This is a genomic window from Klebsiella sp. C239 (assembly GCF_048822715.1).
Lineage (GTDB): Bacteria > Pseudomonadota > Gammaproteobacteria > Enterobacterales > Enterobacteriaceae > Klebsiella > Klebsiella quasipneumoniae.
Genome location: NZ_JBMEZK010000013.1, coordinates 1 through 24,268 on the forward strand (window position 1 = coordinate 1; position 24,268 = coordinate 24,268).

The window sequence follows — 24,268 nt, forward strand, 5'->3', positions numbered from 1 at the left end:
TTGTCCTCCGGCGAGGGTGCCGACATGCTTCCCCCGGTGGCGCTGCGCTTACCGGGGCTACGGATCTGACATGGGGCTACGCCCCTGTGTCGCGGACAAGCTAAGCAGCACTGACTCAGGGAAAAATATCGCCTGAAGTTCTGCTACTGCTTCGCTAACCAGCCGACAATAAATGTCGCAATCTGCGGAATATTATTTAAATCCAACAGCGGAAGTGAGGTCGCGATCGATACATCGCTGGCCACGGCGATGGTATGATCATCCATCGTTAACTCTTCCACACGATGGCCGCTGTTTTGCCGAAAAAGCAGGATCTTAGGCACTGCTTCATGCTTGAAACCCTCGACCAAAACAAGGTCCAGTCTGCTGGCATCCATTCGACTGACCAGCCATGTGAGATCTAATTCCGGCTTCTCGGGTGTTTCGGTCATCAGCGCCCACCGCTGTTCGCTGGCGACAATGGTTTGCGCAGCGCCCGCCTTGCGCAATTCATAGCTATCTTTGCCCGGCTTATCCACGTCCATATCATGATGGGTATGCTTGATCAGACCAGGGCGTAATCCTTGAGCGCACAGCTCAGGAATGAGACACTTTAATAATGTCGTTTTCCCTGTACCGCTCCAGGCGGCAATCGCTAATAGCGGGATCATGATGGCTCCTGCATACGTTGCAAATCCTCGAGCGTATTCACATTCATAAAAGCCGATTTTACCTCGCTGAAGCTAACCGGATGGCCGCCCATCTGGCGCATGAACACCATTACCCGGCGTTCGCCGCTAGCAAGATAGGCCTCCAGATGCGGAATAATTTGCCGATGCGCCAGCGCAACGGCGGGATGATCCCGTTCGCCGTCATGGGCCCAAACCACCGGCGCAGCGCTTTTTTGCTGGATAAAGCGCTCAACTAAAAATGACGGAATGAAGGGCGTGTCGCAGGGGCAAAAAACAAACCATGGACTCGCGACCTGCTGCATCACAGCAAGCATACCGGCTAAAGGACCCGGGTACCCCGCCTGCGTATCACGAAACACCGGATATCCACTGGCTTGCCACTGCGTAAGGTGACGGTTGGCGCTAATCACTAACTCATCTACCTGCGGAGCTAATGCCTCCGCGACGTGTCGCCAGAGAGGACGTCCATTGAGCAACTGTAATCCTTTATCAATGCCGCCCATTCGCGTGGCCCTGCCGCCCGCCAGCACGACGCCGGTTATCGCCTCGCTTTGCATATGAATATCGCCTCTTTCATTGTGGGATTGACCCTGTTAACTTGTCCCTATCAAGAGTAAGGAGCATGACCATGAAATGTAAACGTCTGAATGAAGTAATTGAACTCCTCCAGCCCGCCTGGCAGAAAGAGCCTGAACTGAACCTGATGCAATTTTTGCAGAAGCTGGCGAAAGAGGCCGGCTATGATGGCGAACTGAGCGATCTTTCCGACGATATTCTGATCTATCACCTGAAGATGCGTGACTCTTCAAAAGATGCTGTCATCCCGGGTATTCAGAAGGATTATGAAGAGGACTTTAAAACCGCGCTGTTGCGCGCCCGCGGCGTAATAAAAGAGTAAAAGGTTGTAAGCGCTGCCGCGTAAAGCGCAATGAGATGATATCCTGAACTATTCGTACGATTATCGGATGTCAGGATGCACGATAAGGCTTTTACTTTTCAGACGCTTCGCCCGGATACCATTATCGATGGATTATTCGATCTGGGTATGCGGGTGGACTCCGGTCTTACCCCGCTGAACAGCTATGAGAACCGCGTTTATCAGTTCCAGGACGAAGAGCGTCATCGCTATGTGGTGAAGTTCTATCGTCCTGAGCGCTGGTCGGCAGCGCAGATCCTTGAAGAACACCAGTTTGCGCTTCAGCTTGTAGAAGATGAAGTGCCTGTTGCTGCGCCGCTGTTATTTAACGACAGTACGCTTCATCAGCATCAGGGATTTTATTTTGCCGTTTTCCCAAGCCTTGGCGGCCGACAGTTCGAGGCGGATAACCTTGATCAGATGGAGTGGGTTGGCCGTTATCTTGGGCGCCTGCACCAGACCGGGCGCAAACAGCGCTTTTCTGTGCGTCCGGAGATTGGCGTGCAGGAGTATCTGCTGGAACCGCGCCAGGTATTTGAACAGTCGACGCTTATCCCGTCAGGCCTGAAGGCCGATTTCCTGAAGGCGACCGATAAACTCATCGCTGCCGTCATGACCCAATGGCACGGCGGCGGGACTACTTTGCGCCTGCATGGTGACTGCCATGCAGGCAATATCCTCTGGCGCGATGGGCCGCTGTTTGTTGACTTAGACGATGCGCGAACCGGCCCGGCGATTCAGGATCTGTGGATGCTGCTCAATGGCGATAAGGCTGAACAGCGTATGCAGCTGGAGACCATCGTCGAGGCCTATGAGGAATTCAGCCCCTTTAACAGCGATGAAATCGCGCTTATTGAACCTTTACGCGCCATGCGACTGGTTTATTATCTGGCGTGGTTGCTCAGACGCTGGGACGATCCGGCTTTCCCGGTTAATTTCCCCTGGTTAACCGGGGAGGATTACTGGCGAGGGCAGACGTCTACTTTTCTCGAGCAGGTGAAGGTTCTACAGGAACCCCCGCTTCAGTTAACGCCAATGTATTAATGTGATATATCCAGGAGAGAGTAAATCATGAAAAAAGTTTGGCTGGCGCTGGCTGGTATGATTCTGGCTTTTAGTGCATCCGCTGCCCAGATCACCGACGGCAAGCAGTACATCACCCTTGATAAGCCGGTTGCTGGCGAGCCACAGGTGCTTGAGTTCTTTTCATTCTACTGCCCGCACTGCTATCAGTTTGAAGAAGTGCTGCATGTCTCTGACAGCGTGCGCCAGAAACTGCCAGAAGGCACCAAAATGACCAAATACCACGTCGAGTTCCTGGGGCCGCTGGGCAAGGAGCTGACGCAGGCATGGGCTGTTGCCATCGCGCTGGGCGTTGAAGATAAAATTACGGCGCCGATGTTCGAAGCGGTGCAGAAAAACCAGACCGTGCAGAGCCTGGCTGACATTCGTAAAGTGTTCGTCGACGCTGGCGTGAAAGGGGAAGACTACGATGCCGCATGGAACAGCTTCGTGGTGAAATCTCTGGTCGCTCAGCAGGAGAAAGCGGCAGCCGATCTGCAGCTGCAGGGGGTACCGGCTATGTACGTCAATGGTAAGTACCAGCTGAACCCGCAGGGGATGGACACCAGCAATATGGATGTCTTCGTCGCTCAGTATGCGGATACCGTGAAGCAGCTGGTTGAGAAGAAATAAAAAAAACGCCGGTCACTGACCGGCGTTACTCTATCTGTTTTACCGTGGCGTCCTTTCTTTGTCCCGCATGATGTCAGTTAACTGACGGTCTTTCTCTTCCCACAGCCCATTCAGCCAGCGCTGGAAGCCACGCTTAAAGTTCTTATCGTTGACGTAATCGCCGTGTAGCTCCTCGCCAATCGGTACCAGATTGATACGAACCACAATGCGCGTCAGTCGGCCGCTTAACATGTCGTAAAACGGCCTTGCATTATTTTCCGGGTAGCACAGCGTAACGTTCAGCAGTTTATCGAACTGCGAACCGAGAACATTGAGCGCCATGGCAATACCTGCCGCTTTCGGTGGTAAAAGATTGTGGTAAGGGGAGCGCGTCTCGCGCTTTTTTGCGTCGGTAAAACGCGAGCCTTCCACGAAATTGACGATAGTCGTCGGATGTGAGCGGAATTTCTCACATGAACGGCGGGTGGTTTCGACATCTTTACCACGGCGTTCCGGGTGACGAATAAGATAGCTACGCGAATAGCGGCGCATAAAAGGCATATCCAGCGCCCAGCAGGCGAGACCGATGAACGGTACCCACGCCAGCTGTTGTTTAAGGAAGTACTTATTCATCGGAATATGCTTGCGGAACAGTACGCACAGCACCACGATATCTGCCCAGCTGTGGTGGTTGCTGATCAGCAGATACCAGTTCTTTTTGTTCAGGCCTTCCAGACCCTGGACGTCCCATTTTAGCCAGGGATTGAGATGCAACAGCAGCGCCAGCCCTTCGCACCAGCAGTACATCATAAAATTGCAAAAAACGGATATAGAGCGCCATACCGCTGGAATGGGGACCAGCAGTTTAATCAGCCCGGCGACGATGATCGGTACAGAGCAGATAACGGTGACTAAGATGGTTAAGGCGATACTCAGCGGAAGTGTTATCGCAGCGAGTAATCTCGACATAGTTAGTTTATTCAGAAAGTTAGGCTGACAAAGAGCGCCTTTAAGCTGCGCAAGGGGCTGATTTTACCAGAAAACGCGGCAAATGACGGGTCTTACCAGAACAGAAAAAAACAAGGATCTTCTATCCACATGGAAGATTAGGTCATCAAATTAATGCCTGGATCGTTGATCTGTTTTTAAGTGATTGATAAATAGTGATTAATACTATTTATTCATTTATTTCCCGGGGCGGATAAGCTGACGTTGTAAAACTATGCACAAAGTTATCCACAAGCTAAGTTGTCGCGCGATCGCGACGATCGTTGAATCTTTTCCGCGAAATGCGGGAAAAATTCAGGATTTCATGCCCGTCTGTGGCATCCTTTATCCATAATCTGATAAACAGGCACGGAAATTATGGTTCAGATCCCAGAAAACCCTCTCATCCTCGTTGACGGCTCCTCCTATCTTTATCGGGCGTATCATGCGTTTCCGCCGCTGACTAACAGCGCAGGGGAGCCCACCGGGGCTATGTACGGCGTACTGAATATGCTGCGCAGTTTGATTCTGCAGTATCAACCGACTCATGCCGTCGTGGTCTTTGATGCGAAAGGGAAAACCTTCCGTGATGAATTGTTCGAACATTACAAATCTCATCGCCCGCCGATGCCGGACGATCTGCGCGCGCAGATTGAGCCGTTGCATAAGATGGTGAAAGCGATGGGGCTGCCGCTGATGGCGGTCCCGGGCGTCGAAGCTGACGATGTGATTGGCACCCTGGCGCGGGAAGCGGAAAGGGCCGGACGTCCGGTGCTGATCAGTACCGGCGATAAAGACATGGCCCAGCTGGTGACGCCGGGGATCACCCTGATCAATACCATGACCAACACTATCCTCGGGCCGGATGAGGTGGTTACCAAATACGGCGTCCCGCCGGAGCTGATTATTGATTTCCTGGCGCTGATGGGCGACTCCTCGGATAACATTCCTGGCGTGCCGGGTGTGGGCGAAAAGACCGCCCAGGCGCTGCTGCAAGGCCTTGGCGGCCTCGATACGCTGTATGCGGAACCGGAGAAAATCGCTGAACTGAGCTTCCGCGGCGCGAAAACGATGGCGGCGAAGCTGGAGCAGAACAAGGAGGTGGCTTATCTCTCTTATCAGCTGGCGACCATCAAAACCGACGTCGAGCTGGAGCTCACTTGTGAAGAGCTTGAGGTGCAGCCGCCGGCGGCAGACGATCTGCTGGCGCTGTTCAGACAGTATGAGTTTAAGCGCTGGACCACCGACGTTGAAGCCGGGAAATGGCTGCAGGCGAAGGGGGGCAAACCGGCTGCGAAACCTGCAGTGCCCGCAGCAGCAGCAGAAGTCGAAGAAGAGGTTGAAGCCGCTACTGCACTTTCAGCAGAACACTATGTCACTATCCTTGATGAGGCCACGCTGCTCACCTGGATCGATAAGCTGAAGCAGGCGCCGCTCTTTGCCTTTGATACGGAAACCGACAGCCTGGATAACATCTCCGCCAACATGGTCGGCCTTTCATTCGCTGTTGAGCCGGGCGTGGCCGCCTATGTCCCGGTAGCGCATGATTACCTTGATGCGCCGGACCAGATCCCGCGTGAGCGCGTGCTGGCGCTGCTTAAACCGCTGCTGGAGGATGAGAAGCTGCTCAAGGTTGGGCAAAATCTCAAATACGATCGCGGCATTTTGGCTAATTACGACATTGAGCTGCGCGGGATTGCGTTCGATACCATGCTGGAATCTTACATTCTCGACAGCGTGGCGGGCCGCCACGATATGGACAGTCTTTCCGACCGCTGGCTGAAGCATAAAACGATTACCTTCGAAGAGATCGCTGGCAAGGGTAAGAATCAGCTCACCTTTAACCAGATTGCGCTGGAAGAGGCTGGTCGCTACGCGGCGGAAGACGCCGACGTCACGCTTCAGTTGCATCTGAAAATGTGGCCGAAGCTGCAGCAGCATGAAGGTCCGCTGAATATCTTCCAGCACATTGAAATGCCGCTGGTGCCGGTGCTGTCTCGCGTTGAGCGCAATGGCGTTAAAATCGACCCCGCCGTGCTGCATGCGCACTCGCAGGAAATTGCCCAGCGCCTGGTTGAGCTGGAGCAGCGGGCGCATGAGATCGCCGGGGAAGCGTTTAATCTCTCCTCCACCAAACAGCTGCAAACGATCCTGTTTGAAAAACAGGGTATCAAACCGCTGAAGAAGACGCCGGGCGGCGCGCCGTCAACCTCTGAAGAGGTACTGGAAGAGCTGGCGCTCGATTACCCGTTGCCGAAGGTGATTCTGGAGTACCGTGGGCTGGCGAAGCTGAAGTCGACCTATACCGATAAGCTGCCGCTGATGATTAACCCCAAAACGGGCCGCGTGCATACCTCCTATCATCAGGCGGTTACCGCCACTGGCCGTTTGTCGTCTACCGATCCAAACCTGCAAAATATTCCGGTGCGTAACGAAGAAGGGCGCCGTATTCGCCAGGCGTTTATCGCGCCGGAAGATTACGTCATTGTCTCGGCGGACTACTCGCAAATCGAGCTGCGCATTATGGCGCACCTGTCGCGGGATAAAGGCCTGCTGACCGCCTTCGCGGAAGGGAAGGATATTCACCGGGCGACGGCGGCTGAAGTGTTTGGCTTACCGCTGGACAGCGTCAGCAGCGAACAGCGGCGCAGTGCGAAAGCTATCAACTTCGGTCTGATCTATGGCATGAGCGCCTTTGGCCTGGCCCGCCAGCTGAACATCCCGCGTAAAGAAGCGCAGAAGTACATGGATCTTTATTTCGAGCGTTATCCGGGCGTGCTGGAGTATATGGAGCGCACCCGCGCACAGGCGAAGGAGCAAGGTTATGTTGAAACGCTGGATGGCCGTCGACTCTATTTACCGGATATCAAGTCCAGCAATGGCGCTCGTCGCGCCGGTGCGGAACGTGCGGCGATTAACGCCCCGATGCAGGGGACGGCTGCGGATATCATCAAGCGGGCGATGATTGCCGTTGATGAATGGCTGCGCAGCGAGAAGCCTCGCGTGCGGATGATCATGCAGGTTCACGATGAACTGGTCTTTGAAGTGCATAAAGATGAGCTTGATGCCGTATCGAAAAAGATCCACGAACTGATGGAGAACAGCACTACGCTGGCGGTACCGTTGCTGGTGGAAGTGGGCAGCGGAGAAAACTGGGATCAAGCGCACTAAGTATACAAAGCGCAACGCGATTTTCTGTAAGTAAGCAACATAACTTATAGAGTTTTGTGAGGATCATTTGAATTTGCTATGTAAATAGTGAAAAAAAACTACAAAAAATGCTTTATCCGTGAGCGAAAGAAGAGTAGAGTTATTCGCGTAGGGTACAGAGGTAAGATGTTCTATCTTTCAGACCTTTTACTTCACGTAATCGGATTTGGCTGAATATTTTAGCCGCCCCGGTCATTTATGACCGGGGCGTTTTTTATTGCGCGAAAGAAAAGTGGCAAAGGAACAGGACACGCTTGTGCTTGATTCTGGAGAGGAACTCGGATAAGGCGCGGTACGCTCTTATCCGGCTGTTCGTGACGATTACTCGTCTGCGGCGCGCTCTTCTTCCTGCGGTGGGATTTCGTTAAACCAGCTATCCAGCTTCTGTCGCAGCTTATCCACGCCAGATTTTTTCAGCGAGGAGAAGGGTTCAACCTGGACATCGCCATTGAAGGCCAGTACCGCTTCACGCACCATATTCACTTGCGCTTTACGCGCGCCGCTGGCGAGCTTATCGGCTTTGGTCAGCAGCACCAGCACCTGAATATCGCTTTCTACCGCCCATTGGATCATCTGCTGATCGAGATCTTTAAGCGGGTGGCGAATGTCCATCAGAACCACCAGGCCCTTCAGGCACAGACGTTTTTCCAGGTATTCTCCCAGCGCGCGCTGCCACTTGATCTTCATCTCTTCCGGGACTTGCGCATAACCATAGCCGGGCAGGTCGACCAGGCGTTTGCCTTCGGCAACTTCGAACAGGTTAATCAGCTGTGTACGTCCGGGCGTTTTGGAGGTCCGCGCCAGGCTTTTCTGGTTGGTCAGCGTATTCAGTGCGCTGGATTTTCCCGCATTGGAGCGGCCGGCGAATGCCACTTCAATACCAGTATCGGCAGGAAGATGGCGGATATCTGGCGCGCTGGTGACAAAGTGCGTCAGTTGATAATTCCAGTTGGTCAAGACGGTCGTCTCCGTTAAAACAGGCTATGGCAGGGATTATACCTGAACAGCAGAAAAAGGCTGTTTTTACCGCACGCCGGTTCTGTAAGTAAAAACCCTGCACTTTGTGAGACATTGGCTATTCTTCGTATAGGACATGCCTGAGAAAAATAAGGCCAATAAATCATAACCATATGAAACTAAATAAATTATAAAAATAGAGGAATCTGAAAGTAGATTTTTAACGGCCAGACTGGTTGTCGATTTTTGTCAACACGGTAAAGTAATACACAACGGCGAGGATGCTGAAAAGGATGAGGACTCAGGACGAGGGGTCAGGAAGCGCCAGGAGGCGAAGACCACAGGATTGTCAGGATGACACGCGTTTTGGAAACGTTTCAAAGGGAAAAGGAAGAAACAGGGACCGTTGGACGCTAAGGGAAAGACAGGGTAAGTCGTTAGCGAACAGGGAAAGAAGAGCCCGTTAAGGGTGGTCAGTGAGGAAAAAGGCGACAGAGTAATCTGTCGCCTTTTTTCTTTGCTTGCTTTCTGCTAGATTCCGCCTCAATTCTATACTGAATAATACTGTCTGAAGATTACACACCATGAAAAAACCGACATCCGCCACCCGTGGCAAATCCGGCCGCAAGTCGCGTGAAGAGTTAAATCAGGAAGCTCGCGATCGCAAACGGCAGAAGAAACATCGTGGCCACGCGGCAGGAAGTCGCGCGAACGGCGGCGATGCGGCTTCAGCGGGTAAAAAACAGCGCCAGGCGCAAGATCCGCGCGTGGGCAGCAAAAAACCAATCCCGCTGGGCGTGAGCGAAAGCAGCGCTCCAGCTCCCAAGCAGCATAAACCAAAGAGCGAGAAACCTATGCTTTCACCGCAGGCTGAGCTGGAGTTGCTGGAGAATGATGAGCGCCTGGACGCGCTGCTGGAACGTCTGGAAGAGGGCGGTACCCTGAATGCTGAAGAGCAGAGCTGGGTGGATGCCAAACTGGATCGTATTGATGAGCTGATGCAGCAGCTCGGCCTCTCTTACGATGACGAAGATGAAGAAGAGGAAGAGCGTCAGGAAGATATGATGCGTCTGCTGAAGGGTGGAAACTAACATTTGCATCCCATCGGATCCCCGGTACTGCTTATAACCCTTCTGGTTATATGTTATCTGCTGTGGTTATTCGTTAAACTACGACGGTTGTCGCGGCGTCAGAAATGGCTGCGCAACCGGCTCATGACCCGCGGTGCGGTGGGGCCGGGACGGCGTACCCGTCGGCGGCACCATCGGAAGGAGTGAGCATGTCTGAGCAGATAATCGACTGGGATCTGGCCCTGATCCAGAAATATAACTATTCCGGGCCGCGTTATACCTCGTATCCCACCGCGCTGGAGTTTTCACCACAATTCGGCGCGGCGGAATTCGATGCCGCTGTGGCCCGTTACCCACAGCGCCCCCTGTCGCTGTATGTGCATATCCCGTTTTGCCATAAGCTGTGTTATTTCTGCGGATGCAATAAGATCGTCACCCGCCAGCAGCATAAGGCCGATCAGTATCTCGATCTCCTTGAACAGGAGATCATCCACCGCGCGCCGCTGTTTGCCAACCGTCAGGTTAAGCAACTGCACTGGGGAGGCGGCACGCCGACCTATCTCAATAAGGCGCAAATCAGTCGCCTGATGGATCTGTTGCGTACCCATTTTCATTTCAGCGCCGAAGCCGAGATCTCTATCGAGGTCGATCCGCGTGAAATCGAGCTGGATGTCCTCGATCATTTACGCGCTGAGGGTTTCAACCGCCTGAGTATGGGCGTGCAGGACTTCAATAAAGAGGTTCAGCGTCTGGTTAACCGCGAGCAGGACGAAGCGTTCATCTTTGACTTGCTTCGCCATGCGCGGGAGATTGGATTTACTTCGACCAATATCGACCTCATCTACGGCCTGCCGAAGCAAACGCCGGAGAGCTTTGCCTTCACCCTTCAAAAGGTCGCCGAGCTCAACCCTGACCGCCTGAGCGTGTTTAACTACGCGCATCTGCCTACGCTCTTTGCCGCACAGCGCAAAATTAAAGATGCCGATCTGCCCTCCGCTGAACAGAAGCTGGAGATCCTCCAGGAGACCATCGGCTCGCTGACGGCGGCGGGCTATCAGTTTATCGGCATGGACCACTTCGCGCGTCCTGATGATGAATTAGCGGTCGCGCAACGTCACGGCGTACTGCATCGCAACTTCCAGGGCTACACCACTCAGGGCGATACCGATTTGCTGGGGATGGGCGTGTCTGCGATCAGCATGATTGGCGACAGCTACGCTCAGAACCAAAAAGAGCTGAAGCAGTACTACCAGCAGGTGGCGGAGCAAGGGAACGCCCTGTGGCGCGGGATAGCGTTAACCCGTGACGACTGTTTGCGTCGCGACGTGATTAAGGCGTTGATCTGTAACTTCCGTCTGGATATTGATGCCGTCGAAGCGCAGTGGGCCGTGGATTTTCAGACTTATTTTGCCGAGGACCTGAAACTGCTGGCGCCGCTGGCGCATGACGGGCTGGTGGTGGTGGAGAGTAAGGCTATCCAGGTAACGGCGAAAGGCCGCCTGCTGATCCGCAACATCTGCATGTGCTTTGATGCCTATCTCCGGCAAAAGGCTCGGATGCAGCAGTTCTCACGGGTGATTTAATGTTTTCCCCCTCTCCCGCAGGAGAGGGGGAACAATTAGCTGAACAGCCCGACCAGCGCAGCGCACAGCACGGCAGCGACTGCCGTTTGCGGCGTGTGACTCGCAGCGGCGCCGCTCGATATCATACTCACCAGTGATTCAAACATGATGCTCTCCCCTAATGCCGGGCACGATCATACTCAACTCATCGGAACAGTAAAGTACAAAATAGCAGCACTTTGCGCTGATCGGCTATTTTTCATCACGCCGTCAAACCCTACTCCATACCCAACTCTTTTAGCTTACGCGTCAGGGTATTACGACCCCATCCCAGCAGGCGCGCAGCCTCCTGTTTATGTCCTTGAGTATGACGCAGGGCGGTTGTCAGCAGCGTGCGTTCCATTTCGGGTTGCGCTTCTGAGAGCAGGTTTTGATGACCGGAGCGCAGCGCCCGATCGGCCCACTGACCCAGCAGCGTCGCCCAGCTGTCTGGCTGCATCTGCGTCGGGCTATCAGGAATGGTGGTCTCAAACAGTTCGCTCGGCAGATCCTGCGTCAGCACCTCCTGGCCGGCGGCCATGACGGTGAGCCAGCGACAGGTGTTTTCCAGCTGGCGAACGTTGCCCGGCCACGCCAGGCGGGTCAGCGCTGTCTCCGTTTCCGGATGCAGCTGTTTGGCTTCAACACCTAGCTCGCGGGCGGCAATCTGCAGAAAATGGCGGGCCAGACGAGGAATATCTTCCCGACGCTCGCGCAGCGGCGGCAAATGCACCCGGATCACGTTCAGGCGGTGGAATAAATCTTCACGGAATTTCCCCTCCTGCACCCGCTGCTCCAGATTCTGGTGGGTGGCGGCGATGATCCGCACATCGACCTTCACCGGCGCGTAACCGCCCACGCGATAAAACTGGCCATCCGCCAGAACGCGCAGCAGGCGAGTCTGGACATCCAGCGGCATATCGCCAATTTCATCCAGGAACAGCGTACCGCCGTCAGCCTGTTCAAAGCGACCCTGACGGACGGTATTGGCGCCGGTAAAGGCCCCTTTTTCATGCCCAAACAGTTCCGATTCGATCAGGTCCTTGGGGATCGCCGCCATATTCAGCGCGATAAATGGCGCTTTTGAGCGCGGGCTATGACGATGCAGGGCATGAGCGACAAGCTCTTTACCGGTACCGGATTCGCCATTGATCAGCACGCTGATGGATGAGCGCGACAGACGGCCAATAATGCGAAAGACATCCTGCATGGCCGGCGCCTCGCCAATGATATCGGCGGTGGGGCTGCTTATCGGCGCATTTCGCGGCTGCTGCTGCTCCTGATAGTGGCTAATCGCCCGGTCGACGAGGGCGACGGCTTCATCGATATCAAAAGGTTTGGGCAGATAATCAAACGCGCCTTGTTGATAAGCGCTGACCGCGGCGTCCAGATCGGAATGCGCGGTCATTATGATGACCGGAAGCATTGGATGACGCTGCTTAATCTGTTTGAGCAGCGCCAGACCATCCATTCCCGGCATACGGATATCTGACAGCAGTACATCCGGGGTTTTGGTGGTGAGGGCATCTAGCACCTCATTGCCGCTTTCGAACGTTGTGCAGCTCAAGCCGGCTCCGGTGAGCGCGCGTTCAAGCACCCAGCGGATGGAGCTATCGTCATCAACGATCCAGGCTATCCCTCGTTGCATAAACACCTCTACTTCCGAATAGGCAGGTATACCGAAAATTCGGTATGACCCGGCCAGCTGGTGAATTCAATTTTGCCGGAGTGCTGATCGATAAGGCTGCGGGCGATAGATAAGCCCAGGCCGGTACCGCCTTCGCGGCCGCTGACCATCGGATAAAACAACGTATCCTGGAGCTGGGGCGGAATACCCGGGCCATTATCTTCGACGTCAATACGGGCGGCGAGGCGATAACGCACCCCGTGCAGCGTCAGCTGGAAAGCGGTCCGGGTACGGAGAACAATTTCGCCCCCTTCCGGCCCCAGCGCCTGCAGCGCATTACGGACGATGTTCAGCAACACCTGTTCAATTTGATCTGGGTCGTGGGGGAGCTCCGGCAGGCTGGGGTCGTAATCACGGATCAACTTCACGTTGTCCGGCAACTCCATCGAGACCAGTTTCACTACCCGTTCGGCGACCTTGTGGATGCTTTCGGTAACGTGCATGCCCGGATGCTGTGGCCCGAGCAGGCGATCGACCAGATTTCTCAGCCGGTCGGCCTGCTCGATGATCACTTTGGTATATTCCGTTAGCGCCGGGTCGGGCAGGGCTTTGCTGAGCAGCTGTGCCGCGCCGCGCAGGCCGCCTAACGGGTTTTTAATCTCGTGCGCCAGGCCGCGGACCAGATCGCGGGCGGCGACCTGCTGCGCGTGCTGCAGCTGCTCCTGGCTCAGGCGGCGCTGGTTATCCATTGGCGCCATTTCCAGCAGAATAAAGCCTTCCGGCAGCCGCTGGGCGGTCAGCGACAGGATATGCGAGCGGCCATCGATAACCAGCGTCACTTCGTTATCGGTAAAACCCTGGCCCGCCTGCAGACTCTCCTGCATCAGCCCGATATTCAATGAGAAATAGCTCAACAGCTCAGGTAACGGGGTGCCAAACAGTTTGCGCGAACTCTGCGCCAGCAGCTGCTGGGCCGCAGGATTGGCAAAGTGCACCGCCAGGTCGTCATCGACCAGTAAGATACTGTTGATAAGAGAGTTAAGGATCTGCCCAGCATCGGGCAGTGTGCCTGTTGCCATTCGACAGTCTCCTGAAAAAGAGTGCACCAATTTAGTGCAGTATAGCTTTTTATCGGTAAAAAGCTCGCGAGATCAGCGTGTTGGTGGAGAAAAAAGCCCATCCTGAGATGGGCTGAAAGTTTCCACGGCAACAAAATATCCCGGGCATCCCGCGCCACAACACGACATACCCTGGATTTACAGCAAAATTAGACGCTGTAGTACAGTTCGAACTCAACCGGATGCGGAGTCATGCGTACGCGGTCGTTCTCTTCCAGACGCAGGGCGATGTAAGCATCGATAGCGTCATTAGTGAATACGCCGCCAGCTGTCAGGAACTCGCGGTCAGCATCCAGGGCCTGCAGGGCTTCTTCCAGAGAACCGGCAACCTGCGGGATCTCTTTCGCTTCTTCCGGCGGCAGGTCGTACAGGTTTTTGTCCATTGCTTCGCCCGGATGGATTTTGTTCTTGATACCATCGAGGCCAGCCATCAGCAGCGCCGCAAAGCACAGGTACGGGTTGGCAGCCGGGTCCGGGAAGCGCACTTCGATACGACGCGCTTTCGGAGAGGTCACCACCGGAATACGGATGGAGGCAGAGCGGTTACGGGCAGAGTAAGCCAGCATAACCGGCGCTTCGTAACCCGGGACCAGACGCTTGTAGGAGTTGGTGGTCGGGTTCGCCAGGGCGTTGATGGCTTTAGCGTGTTTGATTACGCCGCCGATGTAGAACAGCGCCTGCTCAGACAGACCTGCGTATTTGTCGCCGGAGAACAGGTTGGTGCCATTCTTCGCCAGAGACATATGGCAGTGCATGCCGGAGCCGTTGTCGCCGAACATCGGTTTCGGCATAAAGGTCGCGGTTTTACCAAAGCGGTGAGCGACGTTGTGAACAACGTATTTGTAAATCTGAATTTCGTCCGCTTTTTTGGTCATGGTGTTGAAGCGGGTTGCCACTTCGTTCTGACCTGCGGTAGCCACTTCGTGGTGGTGAGCTTCAACAACCAGGCCCATCTCTTCCATGATCATACACATGGTGGAACGGATATCCTGAGAAGAGTCTACTGGCGGAACCGGGAAGTAACCCCCTTTCACGCCCGGACGGTGACCTTTGTTACCGCCTTCGTATTTGGTGGAGGAGTTCCACGCACCTTCGATGTCATCGATCGCGACATGGGAGCCGGAGATAGAGGCGCCGAAACGGATGTCGTCGAACAGGAAGAATTCTGGTTCTGGCCCAAACAGGACGGTGTCAGCGATGCCGGTGGCGCGCAGGTACTCTTCAGCGCGTTTCGCGATGGAGCGCGGGTCACGGTCATAGCCCTGCAGGGTGCCTGGCTCGAGGATATCGCAGCGGATGATCAGGGTCGGTTCTTCGTAGAACGGGTCAATGACCGCGGTGGAAGCGTCCGGCATCAGGACCATGTCAGATTCGTTGATACCTTTCCAGCCACCAATCGAGGAGCCATCAAACATTTTGCCTTCTTCGAAGAATTCGGCATTTACCTGATGAGACGGAATCGTGACGTGCTGTTCTTTACCTTTGGTATCGGTGAAGCGCAGATCGACAAACTTCACTTCGTGCTCGTTCAGCATCGTCAAAACGTGTTCAGCGGACATACTTAAACTCTCCCGGATTGGTCATTGTCGTCGTGGTAACGAAAACTTCATACTGCTTAAAAGTGGCGTTGTTGCCTTAAAAAATATAAAGCGAAATCTGTGCCAACTTTTAAATGCCCTATAAAACGCTGTATCATGCGCACCATAGTGCAAAAGGACTGCACCATGATGGAGATAATGCACCAAAATAGTGCCTCAGTGTGAACATTGAGCACCATTTTGGTGCAATTTTTGTTACGGTGCCCTTTTATCGCTCCGTGAAAGCGGTCACAAAGAAACTCTGCAATACTTGTTTGCGGAGGATGTTTGTGATCCTGTTCAGTCCTTCGCTTAATACGTGTACAATAACGCGCTATTTCTAATGCCTGAGGCAAAGTTGTGATCGAAAATCTGCGTAATATCGCCATCATCGCGCACGTTGACCATGGTAAAACTACCCTGGTTGACAAGCTGCTACAGCAATCCGGTACGTTCGACGCACGTACTGAAGCACAAGAACGTGTGATGGACTCCAACGATTTGGAGAAAGAGCGTGGGATTACCATCCTCGCGAAAAACACCGCAATCAAATGGAATGATTACCGTATCAACATCGTTGATACCCCAGGGCACGCCGACTTCGGAGGTGAAGTTGAGCGTGTTATGTCCATGGTTGACTCTGTGCTGCTGGTGGTAGATGCCTTTGATGGCCCGATGCCGCAAACGCGCTTCGTGACCAAAAAAGCTTTTGCCCACGGTCTGAAGCCGATCGTGGTCATCAACAAAGTTGACCGCCCGGGCGCGCGTCCGGACTGGGTTGTCGATCAGGTGTTCGACCTGTTCGTTAACCTCGACGCGACCGACGAACAGCTGGACTTCCCGATCGTTTACGCGTCCGCGCTGAACGGTATCGCGGGTCTGGACCACGAAGACATGGCTGAAGACATGACCCCGCTGTACCAGGCGATTGTCGATCGCGTGCCGGCGCCGGACGTTGACCTTGACGGTCCGCTGCAGATGCAGATCTCCCAGCTGGACTACAACAACTACGTTGGCGTCATCGGCATCGGCCGCATCAAACGCGGTAAAGTGAAGCCGAACCAGCAGGTCACTATCATCGATAGCGAAGGCAAAACCCGTAACGGTAAAGTCGGTAAAGTACTGACCCACCTGGGTCTTGAGCGTATCGAGAGCGACGTAGCTGAAGCTGGCGACATCATCGCGATCACCGGTCTGGGCGAGCTGAACATCTCCGACACCATCTGCGACCCGCAGAATGTCGAAGCGCTGCCGGCCCTGTCCGTCGATGAACCGACCGTTTCCATGTTCTTCAACGTCAACACCTCTCCGTTCTGCGGTAAAGAAGGTAAGTTCGTTACCTCTCGCCAGATTCTGGACCGCCTGAACAAAGAGCTGGTGCACAACGTGGCGCTGCGCGTTGAAGAAACCGAAGACGCTGATGCGTTCCGCGTTTCCGGCCGTGGTGAACTGCACCTGTCCGTTCTGATTGAAAACATGCGTCGTGAAGGTTTCGAGATGGCGGTTTCCCGTCCGAAAGTTATCTTCCGTGAAATCGACGGCCGTAAACAAGAGCCGTTCGAGAACGTGACGCTGGACGTCGAAGAGCAGCACCAGGGTTCTGTTATGCAGGCGCTGGGCGAGCGTAAAGGCGACCTGAAAAACATGAATCCGGACGGAAAAGGCCGCGTACGTCTCGACTACGTGATCCCAAGCCGCGGTCTGATCGGCTTCCGTTCAGAGTTCATGACCATGACCTCCGGTACCGGTCTGCTGTACTCCACCTTCAGCCACTACGACGACGTTCGTCCGGGCGAAGTGGGCCAGCGTAACAACGGCGTGCTGATCTCCAACGGTCAGGGTAAAGCGGTAGCGTTCGCCCTGTTCGGTCTGCAGGATCGCGGTAAGCTGTTCCTCGGTCACGGTGCGGAAGTTTACGAAGGCCAGATCATCGGTATTCACAGCCGTTCTAACGACCTGACGGTAAACTGCCTGACCGGTAAGAAACTGACCAACATGCGTGCGTCCGGTACTGACGAAGCCACGGTTCTGGTTCCGCCGGTTAAGATGACCCTGGAGCAGGCTCTGGAGTTCATCGATGACGACGAACTGGTAGAAGTCACTCCGACCTCTATCCGTATCCGTAAACGTCACCTGACCGAGAACGACCGTAAACGCGCAATGCGCGGTGCAAAAGAAGAGTAATTTATTCTTCTTGTTGTTCGTAAAACCCCGCCTCTCCGGCGGGGTTTCTTTTTTTGATTCCTGCATCACACGCCAATAGTCAAATCCTGCCTTTCCCGCTAAAGTTAATTTTCCACGGCGCGGAAGGAGACGAAAATGCTCTATATCTTTGATTTAGGTAATGTGATTGTCGACATTGACTTCAACCGGGTATTGGGGGCCTGGAGCGATTTAACCCGCATCCCTCTTGCGACGCTGAAGCAGCATTTCACCATGGGAGAGGCATTCCATCAGCATGAGCGCGGCGAGCTCAGCGATGAAGATTTTGCCGCCGCCATGTGCCATGAAATGAATATGTCCCTCAGCTATGAGCAGTTTGCTCACGGCTGGCAGGCGGTGTTTGTCGCGCTGCGTCCGGAAGTGATTGCGATCATGCAAAAACTGCGTGCCCAGGGCCATCGCGTGGTGGTGCTCTCCAATACCAATCGTCTTCACACCACGTTCTGGCCGGATGAATACCCGGAAGTGCGCGCTGCCGCCGATCGCATCTATCTGTCTCAGGAGATGGGAATGCGTAAGCCTGAAGCGCAAATTTATCAGCGAGTACTGGAAGAAGAGGGTTTTTCCGCCGCAGATACGGTCTTTTTTGATGATAACATCGATAATATAGCAGGGGCTAACCGGTTGGGGATCACCAGTATTCTGGTGACCGGGAAGAAGACCATCCCTGACTATTTCGCGAAACAGCTATGCTAAGAACCGTTCATCAAAAATTACTCCACCATACCCGGCCGCTGCTGGCGTGGCTTAAGCTGCTGTGGCGGCGTATTGATGAAGACCATATGACCACCCTGGCGGGGAACCTCGCCTATGTGTCATTACTGTCCCTGGTGCCGCTGATTGCCGTCGTGTTCGCGCTGTTTGCGGCCTTCCCCATGTTCTCCGAAGTCAGCGTGCAGATCCGCCATTTTATCTTCGCCAATTTTATTCCGGCGACCGGGGATGTGATCCAGGGATATATCGAGCAGTTCGTCGCCAATTCCAGCCGCATGACCGCCGTAGGCGCCTTTGGCCTGATCGTGACCTCGCTGCTGCTGATGTACTCGATCGACAGCGCGCTAAACACCATCTGGCGCAGCACGCGCAGCCGGCCCAAAGTTTACTCCTTTGCCGTCTACTGGATGATCCTGACCCTTGGTCCGCTGCTGGCGGGCGCCAGCCTGGCGATCAGTTCCTATCTGCTGTCGCTGCGCTGGGCAAGCGACCTGGACGGCGTAATTGATAATCTGCTCCGCCTTTTCCCGCTGATCCTCTCCTGGGCAGCATTCTGGCTGCTCTACAGTATTGTACCCACCACCCAGGTGCGTAACCGCGACGCGGTGATCGGGGCGCTGGTGGCGGCGCTGCTGTTCGAGGCAGGTAAAAAAGCGTTTGCCCTCTATATCACCACCTTTCCGTCCTATCAGCTCATTTATGGCGTGATTTCGGTGGTGCCGATTTTGTTCGTCTGGGTGTACTGGACCTGGTGTATCGTCTTGCTTGGCGCTGAAATTACTGTCACTCTCGGTGAATACCGCAAACTTAAAACAGAAGAAACAGAACAACCATGATTGCATTAATTCAACGCGTATCCCGTGCAAGCGTTACCGTGGCGGACGAAGTGACGGGCGAAATTGGCCCGGGGCTTCTGGTGCTGCTGGGGGTCGAAAAAGACGATGATGAACAAAAAGCGAATCGCCTCTGCGAGCGCGTGCTGGGCTACCGCATCTTCAGCGATGCGGAGGGGAAAATGAACCTGAATGTTCAGCAGGCGGGCGGCAGCGTGCTGGTGGTTTCGCAATTTACGCTGGCGGCCGATACCGAGCGGGGGATGCGGCCGAGCTTCTCGAAAGGCGCTGCTCCGGACCGCGCTGAGGCGCTGTATGAGTATTTCGTCGCCCGCTGTCGCCAGCAGCAAATGAACACCCAGACCGGAAGATTCGCTGCGGATATGCAGGTTTCTTTGGTCAATGATGGTCCCGTGACCTTTTGGTTGCAGGTATGACCCAGCTTCCGGGCAGGCTGCGGGTAACAAAAGAGAGTACGACTATGTATCACCTTCGTGTACCGCAAACAGCAGAAGAGTTAGAGAGCTACTATCAGTTCCGTTGGGAAATGCTGCGTAAGCCGCTGCATCAGCCTAAGGGTTCGGAACGTGACGCCTGGGATGCGATGGCGCATCATCAGATGGTGGTGGATGAAGAGGGCAACCTGGTGGCCGTCGGCCGGCTATATATCAATGCGGAGAATGAAGCTTCCATTCGCTTTATGGCCGTTCATCCCTCGGTGCAGGATAAAGGGCTGGGTACGCTGATGGCGATGACCCTCGAGTCCGTCGCGCGTCAGGAAGGGGTTAAGCGGGTCACCTGTAGCGCTCGCGAAGATGCGGTAGAGTTTTTCGCCAAGCTCGGCTTTGTCAATCAGGGGGAGATTACTACCCCGACCACCACGCCGATCCGTCATTTCCTGATGATTAAACCGGTCGCGTCGCTGGACGATATTCTCCACCGCGGCGACTGGTGCGCGCAGCTACAGCAGGCGTGGTATCAGCATATCCCGCTGAGTGAAAAGATGGGCGTGCGCATTCAGCAGTACACCGGGCAGAAATTTATTACTACCATGCCGGAAGCGGGGAATCAGAATCCGCACCACACGCTATTTGCCGGCAGCTTGTTCTCGCTCGCCACCTTAACCGGATGGGGGCTTATCTGGCTGATGCTGCGCGAGCGGCACCTGGGGGGCACCATCATTCTGGCGGATGCGCACATCCGCTACAGTCAGCCCATTAGCGGCCGCCCCAGCGCCATTGCCGACCTCGGTTCTCTGAGCGGCGATCTTGACCGTCTGGCGCGTGGGCGTAAAGCCCGCGTGCAAATGCAGGTGGAGCTTTTTGGCGACGATAAACAGGGCGCCGTATTCGAGGGGATCTACATCGTGCTGCCGGCGAAGCCCTTTGGCTCTTACGAAGAGGGCGGCAACGAGGAAGAGTAGCCCCGGGCGGTTATCGTCCTGGCGATGCTACGCGCCAGGCGATATCCCGCATGGCCTCTCGCGCGGCGCGGCTGATCCCCCCCAGCTGAAAGAAGCCGTGGATCACCCCCAGATAGCGCTGACAGGAACTCTCCACCCCTTGCGCCATCAGCCTTCGATGCAGCGCTTCGCCCTCGTCGCGTAAAGGATCGAACTCCGCCGTCAGAATATGCACCGGCGGCAAACCGTGAAAATCGTCGCGCCAGAGCGGACTGGCATCCGGATGGTTCGCCGGCGTCGAGGCGAGGTACATTTCATAGCCGCTCAGCAGCGTGTCCCGGGTAATCACATAGTCAGCGCCGTTGCTGACGTAGCTCGCCATGCTGGCGGTGGGGTCAAGCATGGGATAAATCAGAATCAGTTGCGCGGGTTGCCACGCCGTATTCGCTTTCAGGCGCAGGGCCGTTACCAGAGCGAGGTGCCCGCCGGCGCTGTCGCCAGCCAGGGTGATGCGTGATGCGTCAACGCCAAGCTGCTCCGCGTGTCGGTGGATAATCACGACACCTTGTTCTGCGTCATCGTGCGCCGCCGGAAAGGTATGCTCCGGCGCCAGGCGGTACTGCACGGCGATCACCCGGCAGCCGCTGAACCAGGCTAGCTGACGGAGCTGATTGTCGTGGGTGGCAAAGCCGCCGCTGACAAAACAGCCGCCGTGGTAGTAGATAAGTGTCGGCAACAAGCCGCTGGCGGTGGGCGGTGAAACGATGCGGAAGTTCATCCCCTCCAGCGTGATATCCACCACCCGCACTCTCGTTTCCATCTCCCCGGCGAGCACCGCGCTGGCGATATAGCCGGCTCTCCGATCATCAATATGTTGCTCGCGTGATGACGGACGCTCTGCCGCAATAAACGCCTCAACCAGCGAAGCAATCCCTTTTTCCAGCGCCATGTGAAGTTCCTTATACTGTTTTAATATCCAGTGTTATAGCCTGGGTTATGGCGAAAAGACAGACTTGATGAGATCGCCTTTACGTTCTGGAAAGCGGCTCGCAAAAATGCGTGTACGCCGGCCGAGGTGCTGGATACTGCGGTTTGGCACTTGTAATGTGTGACTGGTAGCTGTACGAGCCTGATTCGATTACTGTAAGCCAATGGCGTAGCAAGATGATCTTTATAGAAACGCATTGAAAGACCGGGTCGCAAGTGCTTCCCGGTTTGATGAGAACTTACTCCCCTTCGCCGGGGAACATGAACGGGTTAATTGAGCTTCTGGCGAAGCCTTCCTGCTCCATGCGGGCGTCGAGCACCAGGGATGCCAAATCGTCGGCGACGGCTTCGACTTTCGGATCCTTCTCCTGATACATAATCTTCAGGTAGGTTCCGCAGTCGCCACAGCTTTCAGCTTTCACCGCAGCCTGCTCGTTGTCCAGCGACCAGTAGTGCAGATCGCGGCTCTGTTCGCAATTGCTACATTTGACGCGTACCACGTGCCACTCGGTTTCGCACAGATTGCAGTGCAGATAGCGCAGCCCCTGGGTGGTACCGATCTGCACGATGCTGGAGACCGGCATCGAGCCGCACACCGGGCAGAACTGGCGCTGTTCGCCGTATTCGGCGCGCGCTTTCCCGGGGATCAGACTGGCCATCTGCGCCCAGTAGAGCGACAGCGCGGCCCAGATGAACGGCGCTTTATCGCTGCTGACCGAGGCGAAGTCGGAAGCAAACAGCGCGCTGGCCATCTGCTCCAGCTCCTGCTCAGAGGCTTTTTCCAGATTTTCAATCACCGCCAGCGCCGGGCCGCTCATCTCCGGCTTCAGCTCGGCAATCAGCGAGTGCAGCAGCTTGTGCCAGTGTTTGTCGCGCGGCAGGACGTGGATATCCAGCGGCGGCTTGCCCTGTTCGCTGGCCGCTTTAATGCGGGCGGTGAGATCCATCTGCAGCGGATGGTCGTACAGCACCACTTCCTGGGCATGGGCGATCAGCGCGGCAAAGCGCAGATAATCGCCCAGCGGGTTGTTGGCGGCCAGCTCGCGCAGGCGTTCAGCGCGGCGGTTATACAAATTTTTCAGTCTGGGGAACAGTAGCGGCGGAATGGCTTCCGCCGTGCGTTTCTCGCTCGAACCCAGCTCGTCTTGCGGGATTATGCGAATACTCATTCAGATGACTTTTCCTGTTTCTGGCGGACCTCTCGGTACCAGCGCGGGTGATGTTTCTTCGCCCACGTACTGGTGACCCAGCCTTCCACCATCGCGGTAATGGTGCCTTTCACCCAGAGGGCGGCGTAGATATGCACCATGATAACCACAATTAACGCCACTGCGGCAAATGAATGCAGCATCAGCGCAAATCGGATCACCGGGATTGAGAAAGCCGGCGCAAAATACGGACGCCAGATGATCACACCGCTCACCAGCAGCAGTACCAGGAAGATAATCGCCGCCCAGAATACGCATTTCTGGCCGAAGTTATAGCGCCCGGTATCGCCCACCTCCTCGTTGACGACGATCTTACGAATATTCTTCGCCCAAAAGATATCATCCCGATTGATTAGGTTGTGGTGCCAGTAACGGAAAAACATGATGATGAACGACGCGAACATCACCACCCCGACGAATGGGTGGAGAATTCGCGCCAGCTGCGGCGTGCCGAGGATATGCATCAGCCAGTTAAAGGACGGGAAGAAAAAGCCTAACCCGCTTACCGCCGCCAGGATGAAGCAGAAGGCGGTGACCCAGTGGTTGATGCGTTCCGGCGCCGTGTAGCGCACGATGGTGTCACGTCGTTTCATTTGCGCACCTCGTCTTTCTCTTCATGCAGGTTGTCCTCTTCCTCTTCCGCGCGGTTCGGACCGACGCCGACGTAGTGGAAGATACTGGCTGCGAAGGTCGCGGCGAAGCCGACGGCCGCCAGCGGTTTCCAGATGCCTTTCCAGAACTTGACGGTCTGGCTGATCTCCGGGTTTTCCGGCAGGCCGTGGTACAGATTCGGCTTGTCGGCATGGTGCAGCACGTACATGACGTGGGTGCCGCCGACGCCGGCCGGATCGTACAGGCCCGCATTGTCGTAACCGCGGGTTTTCAGCTCAGCCACGCGCTCGCCGGCCAGCGTTTTCATATCCTCTTTGGAGCCAAAGTGGATGGCGCCGGTTGGGCAGGTTTTCACGCAGGCCGGTTCCTGGCCGACGGTGACGCGGTCTACGCACAGGGTACATTTGTAGACGCGGTTGTCTTCCGGGTTCAGACGCGGCACATCGAAAGGACAGCCGGCGATACAGTAACCGCAGCCGATGCACTGCTCGGACTGGAAATCGACGATGCCGTTGGCGTACTGAATGATCGCGCCTTCTGACGGGCAGGCCTTCAGGCAGCCCGGATCGGCGCAGTGCATGCAGCCATCTTTGCGGATGAGCCATTCCAGCTTGTCGTTTTGCTCCACTTCCGAGAAGCGCATTACCGTCCATGACTTGGCGGTCAGGTCCGCCGGGTTGTCATACACCCCGACGTTGTGACCGACTTCATCACGAATATCGTTCCATTCGGAGCAGGCCACCTGACAGGCTTTGCAGCCGATACAGGTGGTGACGTCGATAAGCTTCGCCACCTCCTGCTGGTGGTCCCGCGCCTGAGGCGCGGGAGTGAAACCGTTAGTCGCGGAACGACGAATAATATCTTGCGATTGATAAGCCATA

General features: G+C 55.3%; 23 protein-coding genes. 11 read left to right on the forward strand and 12 right to left on the reverse strand.

Features of this window, described 5'->3' with window-relative positions; all coding sequences use genetic code 11:
- Window positions 1–143 precede the first annotated feature (143 nt).
- Both mobB and mobA read right to left on the reverse strand, forming a co-directional pair.
- Complete coding sequence (gene mobB, locus ACOI6Z_RS24110) at window positions 144–650, reverse strand: molybdopterin-guanine dinucleotide biosynthesis protein MobB (protein ID WP_065813269.1); 507 nt, start codon at window positions 648–650, stop codon at window positions 144–146.
- Window positions 647–1,228, reverse strand: a complete 582-nt coding sequence (mobA, locus tag ACOI6Z_RS24115; RefSeq protein WP_023291489.1) for a molybdenum cofactor guanylyltransferase MobA — start codon at window positions 1,226–1,228, stop codon at window positions 647–649. Before mobA ends, mobB begins: the two co-directional genes overlap by 4 nt.
- Window positions 1,229–1,299: 71 nt before the next feature.
- On the opposite strand from mobA, the gene ACOI6Z_RS24120 reads away from it, so the two are divergent.
- From ACOI6Z_RS24120 to dsbA, 3 genes are all read left to right on the forward strand, one after another.
- Window positions 1,300–1,569: a YihD family protein gene (locus ACOI6Z_RS24120; protein ID WP_002882612.1), complete on the forward strand. Its 270-nt coding sequence runs from the start codon at window positions 1,300–1,302 to the stop codon at window positions 1,567–1,569.
- A gap of 75 nt (window positions 1,570–1,644) precedes the next feature.
- Entirely contained in the window at window positions 1,645–2,631 is a 987-nt protein-coding gene (locus ACOI6Z_RS24125) for a serine/threonine protein kinase (RefSeq protein WP_023291490.1), read from the forward strand.
- 27 nt (window positions 2,632–2,658) lie between these two features.
- Window positions 2,659–3,282, forward strand: a complete 624-nt coding sequence (gene dsbA / locus ACOI6Z_RS24130) for a thiol:disulfide interchange protein DsbA (RefSeq protein ID WP_004203613.1) — start codon at window positions 2,659–2,661, stop codon at window positions 3,280–3,282.
- 39 nt (window positions 3,283–3,321) lie between these two features.
- Here dsbA and ACOI6Z_RS24135 read toward each other — a convergent pair whose 3' ends face one another.
- Window positions 3,322–4,230, reverse strand: a complete 909-nt coding sequence (locus ACOI6Z_RS24135) for an acyltransferase (RefSeq protein ID WP_023291491.1) — start codon at window positions 4,228–4,230, stop codon at window positions 3,322–3,324.
- 396 nt (window positions 4,231–4,626) lie between these two features.
- On the opposite strand from ACOI6Z_RS24135, the gene polA reads away from it, so the two are divergent.
- Entirely contained in the window at window positions 4,627–7,419 is a 2,793-nt protein-coding gene (gene polA / locus ACOI6Z_RS24140) for a DNA polymerase I (protein WP_065813268.1), read from the forward strand.
- Window positions 7,420–7,779: 360 nt separating this feature from the next.
- On the opposite strand, the gene yihA is transcribed toward polA, so the two are convergent.
- Window positions 7,780–8,415, reverse strand: coding sequence for a ribosome biogenesis GTP-binding protein YihA/YsxC (gene yihA / locus ACOI6Z_RS24145; protein WP_023291493.1), 636 nt, complete (start codon window positions 8,413–8,415; stop codon window positions 7,780–7,782).
- 584 nt (window positions 8,416–8,999) lie between these two features.
- Here yihA and yihI point away from each other — a divergent pair.
- Both yihI and hemN read left to right on the forward strand, forming a co-directional pair.
- Entirely contained in the window at window positions 9,000–9,506 is a 507-nt protein-coding gene (yihI, locus tag ACOI6Z_RS24150; RefSeq protein WP_002882743.1) for a Der GTPase-activating protein YihI, read from the forward strand.
- A gap of 188 nt (window positions 9,507–9,694) precedes the next feature.
- Window positions 9,695–11,068: an oxygen-independent coproporphyrinogen III oxidase gene (hemN, locus tag ACOI6Z_RS24155; RefSeq protein ID WP_050534191.1), complete on the forward strand. Its 1,374-nt coding sequence runs from the start codon at window positions 9,695–9,697 to the stop codon at window positions 11,066–11,068.
- A 35-nt stretch (window positions 11,069–11,103) separates the two neighbouring features.
- Here the strand turns inward: hemN and ACOI6Z_RS24160 are convergent, their stop codons facing one another.
- The 4 genes from ACOI6Z_RS24160 to glnA form a co-directional block, all read right to left on the reverse strand.
- Complete coding sequence (locus ACOI6Z_RS24160; RefSeq protein ID WP_004152951.1) at window positions 11,104–11,214, reverse strand: YshB family small membrane protein; 111 nt, start codon at window positions 11,212–11,214, stop codon at window positions 11,104–11,106.
- A 110-nt stretch (window positions 11,215–11,324) separates the two neighbouring features.
- Window positions 11,325–12,734, reverse strand: coding sequence for a nitrogen regulation protein NR(I) (glnG, locus tag ACOI6Z_RS24165; protein ID WP_002882749.1), 1,410 nt, complete (start codon window positions 12,732–12,734; stop codon window positions 11,325–11,327).
- An 8-nt stretch (window positions 12,735–12,742) separates the two neighbouring features.
- A complete protein-coding gene (gene glnL / locus ACOI6Z_RS24170; RefSeq protein ID WP_004203621.1) occupies window positions 12,743–13,792 on the reverse strand; it encodes a nitrogen regulation protein NR(II) in 1,050 nt (349 codons plus the stop codon).
- Window positions 13,793–13,980: 188 nt separating this feature from the next.
- A complete protein-coding gene (glnA, locus tag ACOI6Z_RS24175) occupies window positions 13,981–15,390 on the reverse strand; it encodes a glutamate--ammonia ligase (protein WP_004203622.1) in 1,410 nt (469 codons plus the stop codon).
- A 378-nt stretch (window positions 15,391–15,768) separates the two neighbouring features.
- Here glnA and typA point away from each other — a divergent pair, with 378 nt between their 5' ends.
- The 5 genes from typA (at window position 15,769) to fabY (ending at window position 20,601) form a co-directional block, all read left to right on the forward strand.
- The gene (gene typA, locus ACOI6Z_RS24180) at window positions 15,769–17,592 is read left to right on the forward strand and encodes a ribosome-dependent GTPase TypA (RefSeq protein ID WP_023291496.1); all 1,824 of its coding nucleotides are present in this window, start codon (window positions 15,769–15,771) and stop codon (window positions 17,590–17,592) included.
- A gap of 135 nt (window positions 17,593–17,727) precedes the next feature.
- On the forward strand, window positions 17,728–18,327 hold the full coding sequence (gene yihX, locus ACOI6Z_RS24185) for a glucose-1-phosphatase (RefSeq protein ID WP_060591344.1): 600 nt from the start codon (window positions 17,728–17,730) through the stop codon (window positions 18,325–18,327).
- The gene (locus ACOI6Z_RS24190; protein ID WP_004203625.1) at window positions 18,321–19,181 is read left to right on the forward strand and encodes a virulence factor BrkB family protein; all 861 of its coding nucleotides are present in this window, start codon (window positions 18,321–18,323) and stop codon (window positions 19,179–19,181) included. Before yihX ends, ACOI6Z_RS24190 begins: the two co-directional genes overlap by 7 nt.
- Window positions 19,178–19,615, forward strand: a complete 438-nt coding sequence (gene dtd / locus ACOI6Z_RS24195) for a D-aminoacyl-tRNA deacylase (RefSeq protein WP_065813266.1) — start codon at window positions 19,178–19,180, stop codon at window positions 19,613–19,615. Before ACOI6Z_RS24190 ends, dtd begins: the two co-directional genes overlap by 4 nt.
- Window positions 19,616–19,659: 44 nt before the next feature.
- Window positions 19,660–20,601, forward strand: coding sequence for a fatty acid biosynthesis protein FabY (gene fabY, locus ACOI6Z_RS24200; RefSeq protein ID WP_004178031.1), 942 nt, complete (start codon window positions 19,660–19,662; stop codon window positions 20,599–20,601).
- Between the two features lie 10 nt (window positions 20,602–20,611).
- Here the strand turns inward: fabY and ACOI6Z_RS24205 are convergent, their stop codons facing one another.
- The 4 genes from ACOI6Z_RS24205 to fdxH form a co-directional block, all read right to left on the reverse strand.
- Window positions 20,612–21,529 carry an alpha/beta hydrolase gene (locus ACOI6Z_RS24205; RefSeq protein WP_065813265.1) on the reverse strand — a complete coding sequence of 306 codons (918 nt, stop codon included), beginning with the start codon at window positions 21,527–21,529 and terminating at the stop codon, window positions 20,612–20,614.
- Between the two features lie 277 nt (window positions 21,530–21,806).
- Complete coding sequence (gene fdhE / locus ACOI6Z_RS24210) at window positions 21,807–22,736, reverse strand: formate dehydrogenase accessory protein FdhE (protein WP_004203631.1); 930 nt, start codon at window positions 22,734–22,736, stop codon at window positions 21,807–21,809.
- Window positions 22,733–23,368 carry a formate dehydrogenase cytochrome b556 subunit gene (gene fdoI, locus ACOI6Z_RS24215; RefSeq protein ID WP_004203632.1) on the reverse strand — a complete coding sequence of 212 codons (636 nt, stop codon included), beginning with the start codon at window positions 23,366–23,368 and terminating at the stop codon, window positions 22,733–22,735. The genes fdhE and fdoI overlap by 4 nt, the downstream gene beginning before the upstream one ends.
- On the reverse strand, window positions 23,365–24,267 hold the full coding sequence (gene fdxH / locus ACOI6Z_RS24220) for a formate dehydrogenase subunit beta (protein WP_002882822.1): 903 nt from the start codon (window positions 24,265–24,267) through the stop codon (window positions 23,365–23,367). The genes fdoI and fdxH overlap by 4 nt, the downstream gene beginning before the upstream one ends.
- Window position 24,268: the final 1 nt, after the last annotated feature.

Excerpts from the sequence above, each read along its gene's own strand:
- dtd (WP_065813266.1), top strand. The coding sequence starts at position 19,178 with ATGATTGCATTAATTCAACGCGTATCCCGTGCAAGCGTTACCGTGGCG.
- mobA (WP_023291489.1), bottom strand. The coding sequence starts at position 1,228 with ATGCAAAGCGAGGCGATAACCGGCGTCGTGCTGGCGGGCGGCAGGGCC.
- polA (WP_065813268.1), top strand. The coding sequence starts at position 4,627 with ATGGTTCAGATCCCAGAAAACCCTCTCATCCTCGTTGACGGCTCCTCC.
- ACOI6Z_RS24135 (WP_023291491.1), bottom strand. The coding sequence starts at position 4,230 with ATGTCGAGATTACTCGCTGCGATAACACTTCCGCTGAGTATCGCCTTA.
- ACOI6Z_RS24160 (WP_004152951.1), bottom strand. The coding sequence starts at position 11,214 with ATGTTTGAATCACTGGTGAGTATGATATCGAGCGGCGCCGCTGCGAGT.
- ACOI6Z_RS24120 (WP_002882612.1), top strand. The coding sequence starts at position 1,300 with ATGAAATGTAAACGTCTGAATGAAGTAATTGAACTCCTCCAGCCCGCC.
- fabY (WP_004178031.1), top strand. The coding sequence starts at position 19,660 with ATGTATCACCTTCGTGTACCGCAAACAGCAGAAGAGTTAGAGAGCTAC.
- yihI (WP_002882743.1), top strand. The coding sequence starts at position 9,000 with ATGAAAAAACCGACATCCGCCACCCGTGGCAAATCCGGCCGCAAGTCG.
- glnL (WP_004203621.1), bottom strand. The coding sequence starts at position 13,792 with ATGGCAACAGGCACACTGCCCGATGCTGGGCAGATCCTTAACTCTCTT.
- ACOI6Z_RS24205 (WP_065813265.1), bottom strand. The coding sequence starts at position 21,529 with ATGGCGCTGGAAAAAGGGATTGCTTCGCTGGTTGAGGCGTTTATTGCG.
- dsbA (WP_004203613.1), top strand. The coding sequence starts at position 2,659 with ATGAAAAAAGTTTGGCTGGCGCTGGCTGGTATGATTCTGGCTTTTAGT.
- yihX (WP_060591344.1), top strand. The coding sequence starts at position 17,728 with ATGCTCTATATCTTTGATTTAGGTAATGTGATTGTCGACATTGACTTC.
- glnA (WP_004203622.1), bottom strand. The coding sequence starts at position 15,390 with ATGTCCGCTGAACACGTTTTGACGATGCTGAACGAGCACGAAGTGAAG.
- fdxH (WP_002882822.1), bottom strand. The coding sequence starts at position 24,267 with ATGGCTTATCAATCGCAAGATATTATTCGTCGTTCCGCGACTAACGGT.
- ACOI6Z_RS24190 (WP_004203625.1), top strand. The coding sequence starts at position 18,321 with ATGCTAAGAACCGTTCATCAAAAATTACTCCACCATACCCGGCCGCTG.
- fdhE (WP_004203631.1), bottom strand. The coding sequence starts at position 22,736 with ATGAGTATTCGCATAATCCCGCAAGACGAGCTGGGTTCGAGCGAGAAA.
- mobB (WP_065813269.1), bottom strand. The coding sequence starts at position 650 with ATGATCCCGCTATTAGCGATTGCCGCCTGGAGCGGTACAGGGAAAACG.
- ACOI6Z_RS24125 (WP_023291490.1), top strand. The coding sequence starts at position 1,645 with ATGCACGATAAGGCTTTTACTTTTCAGACGCTTCGCCCGGATACCATT.
- glnG (WP_002882749.1), bottom strand. The coding sequence starts at position 12,734 with ATGCAACGAGGGATAGCCTGGATCGTTGATGACGATAGCTCCATCCGC.
- fdoI (WP_004203632.1), bottom strand. The coding sequence starts at position 23,368 with ATGAAACGACGTGACACCATCGTGCGCTACACGGCGCCGGAACGCATC.
- hemN (WP_050534191.1), top strand. The coding sequence starts at position 9,695 with ATGTCTGAGCAGATAATCGACTGGGATCTGGCCCTGATCCAGAAATAT.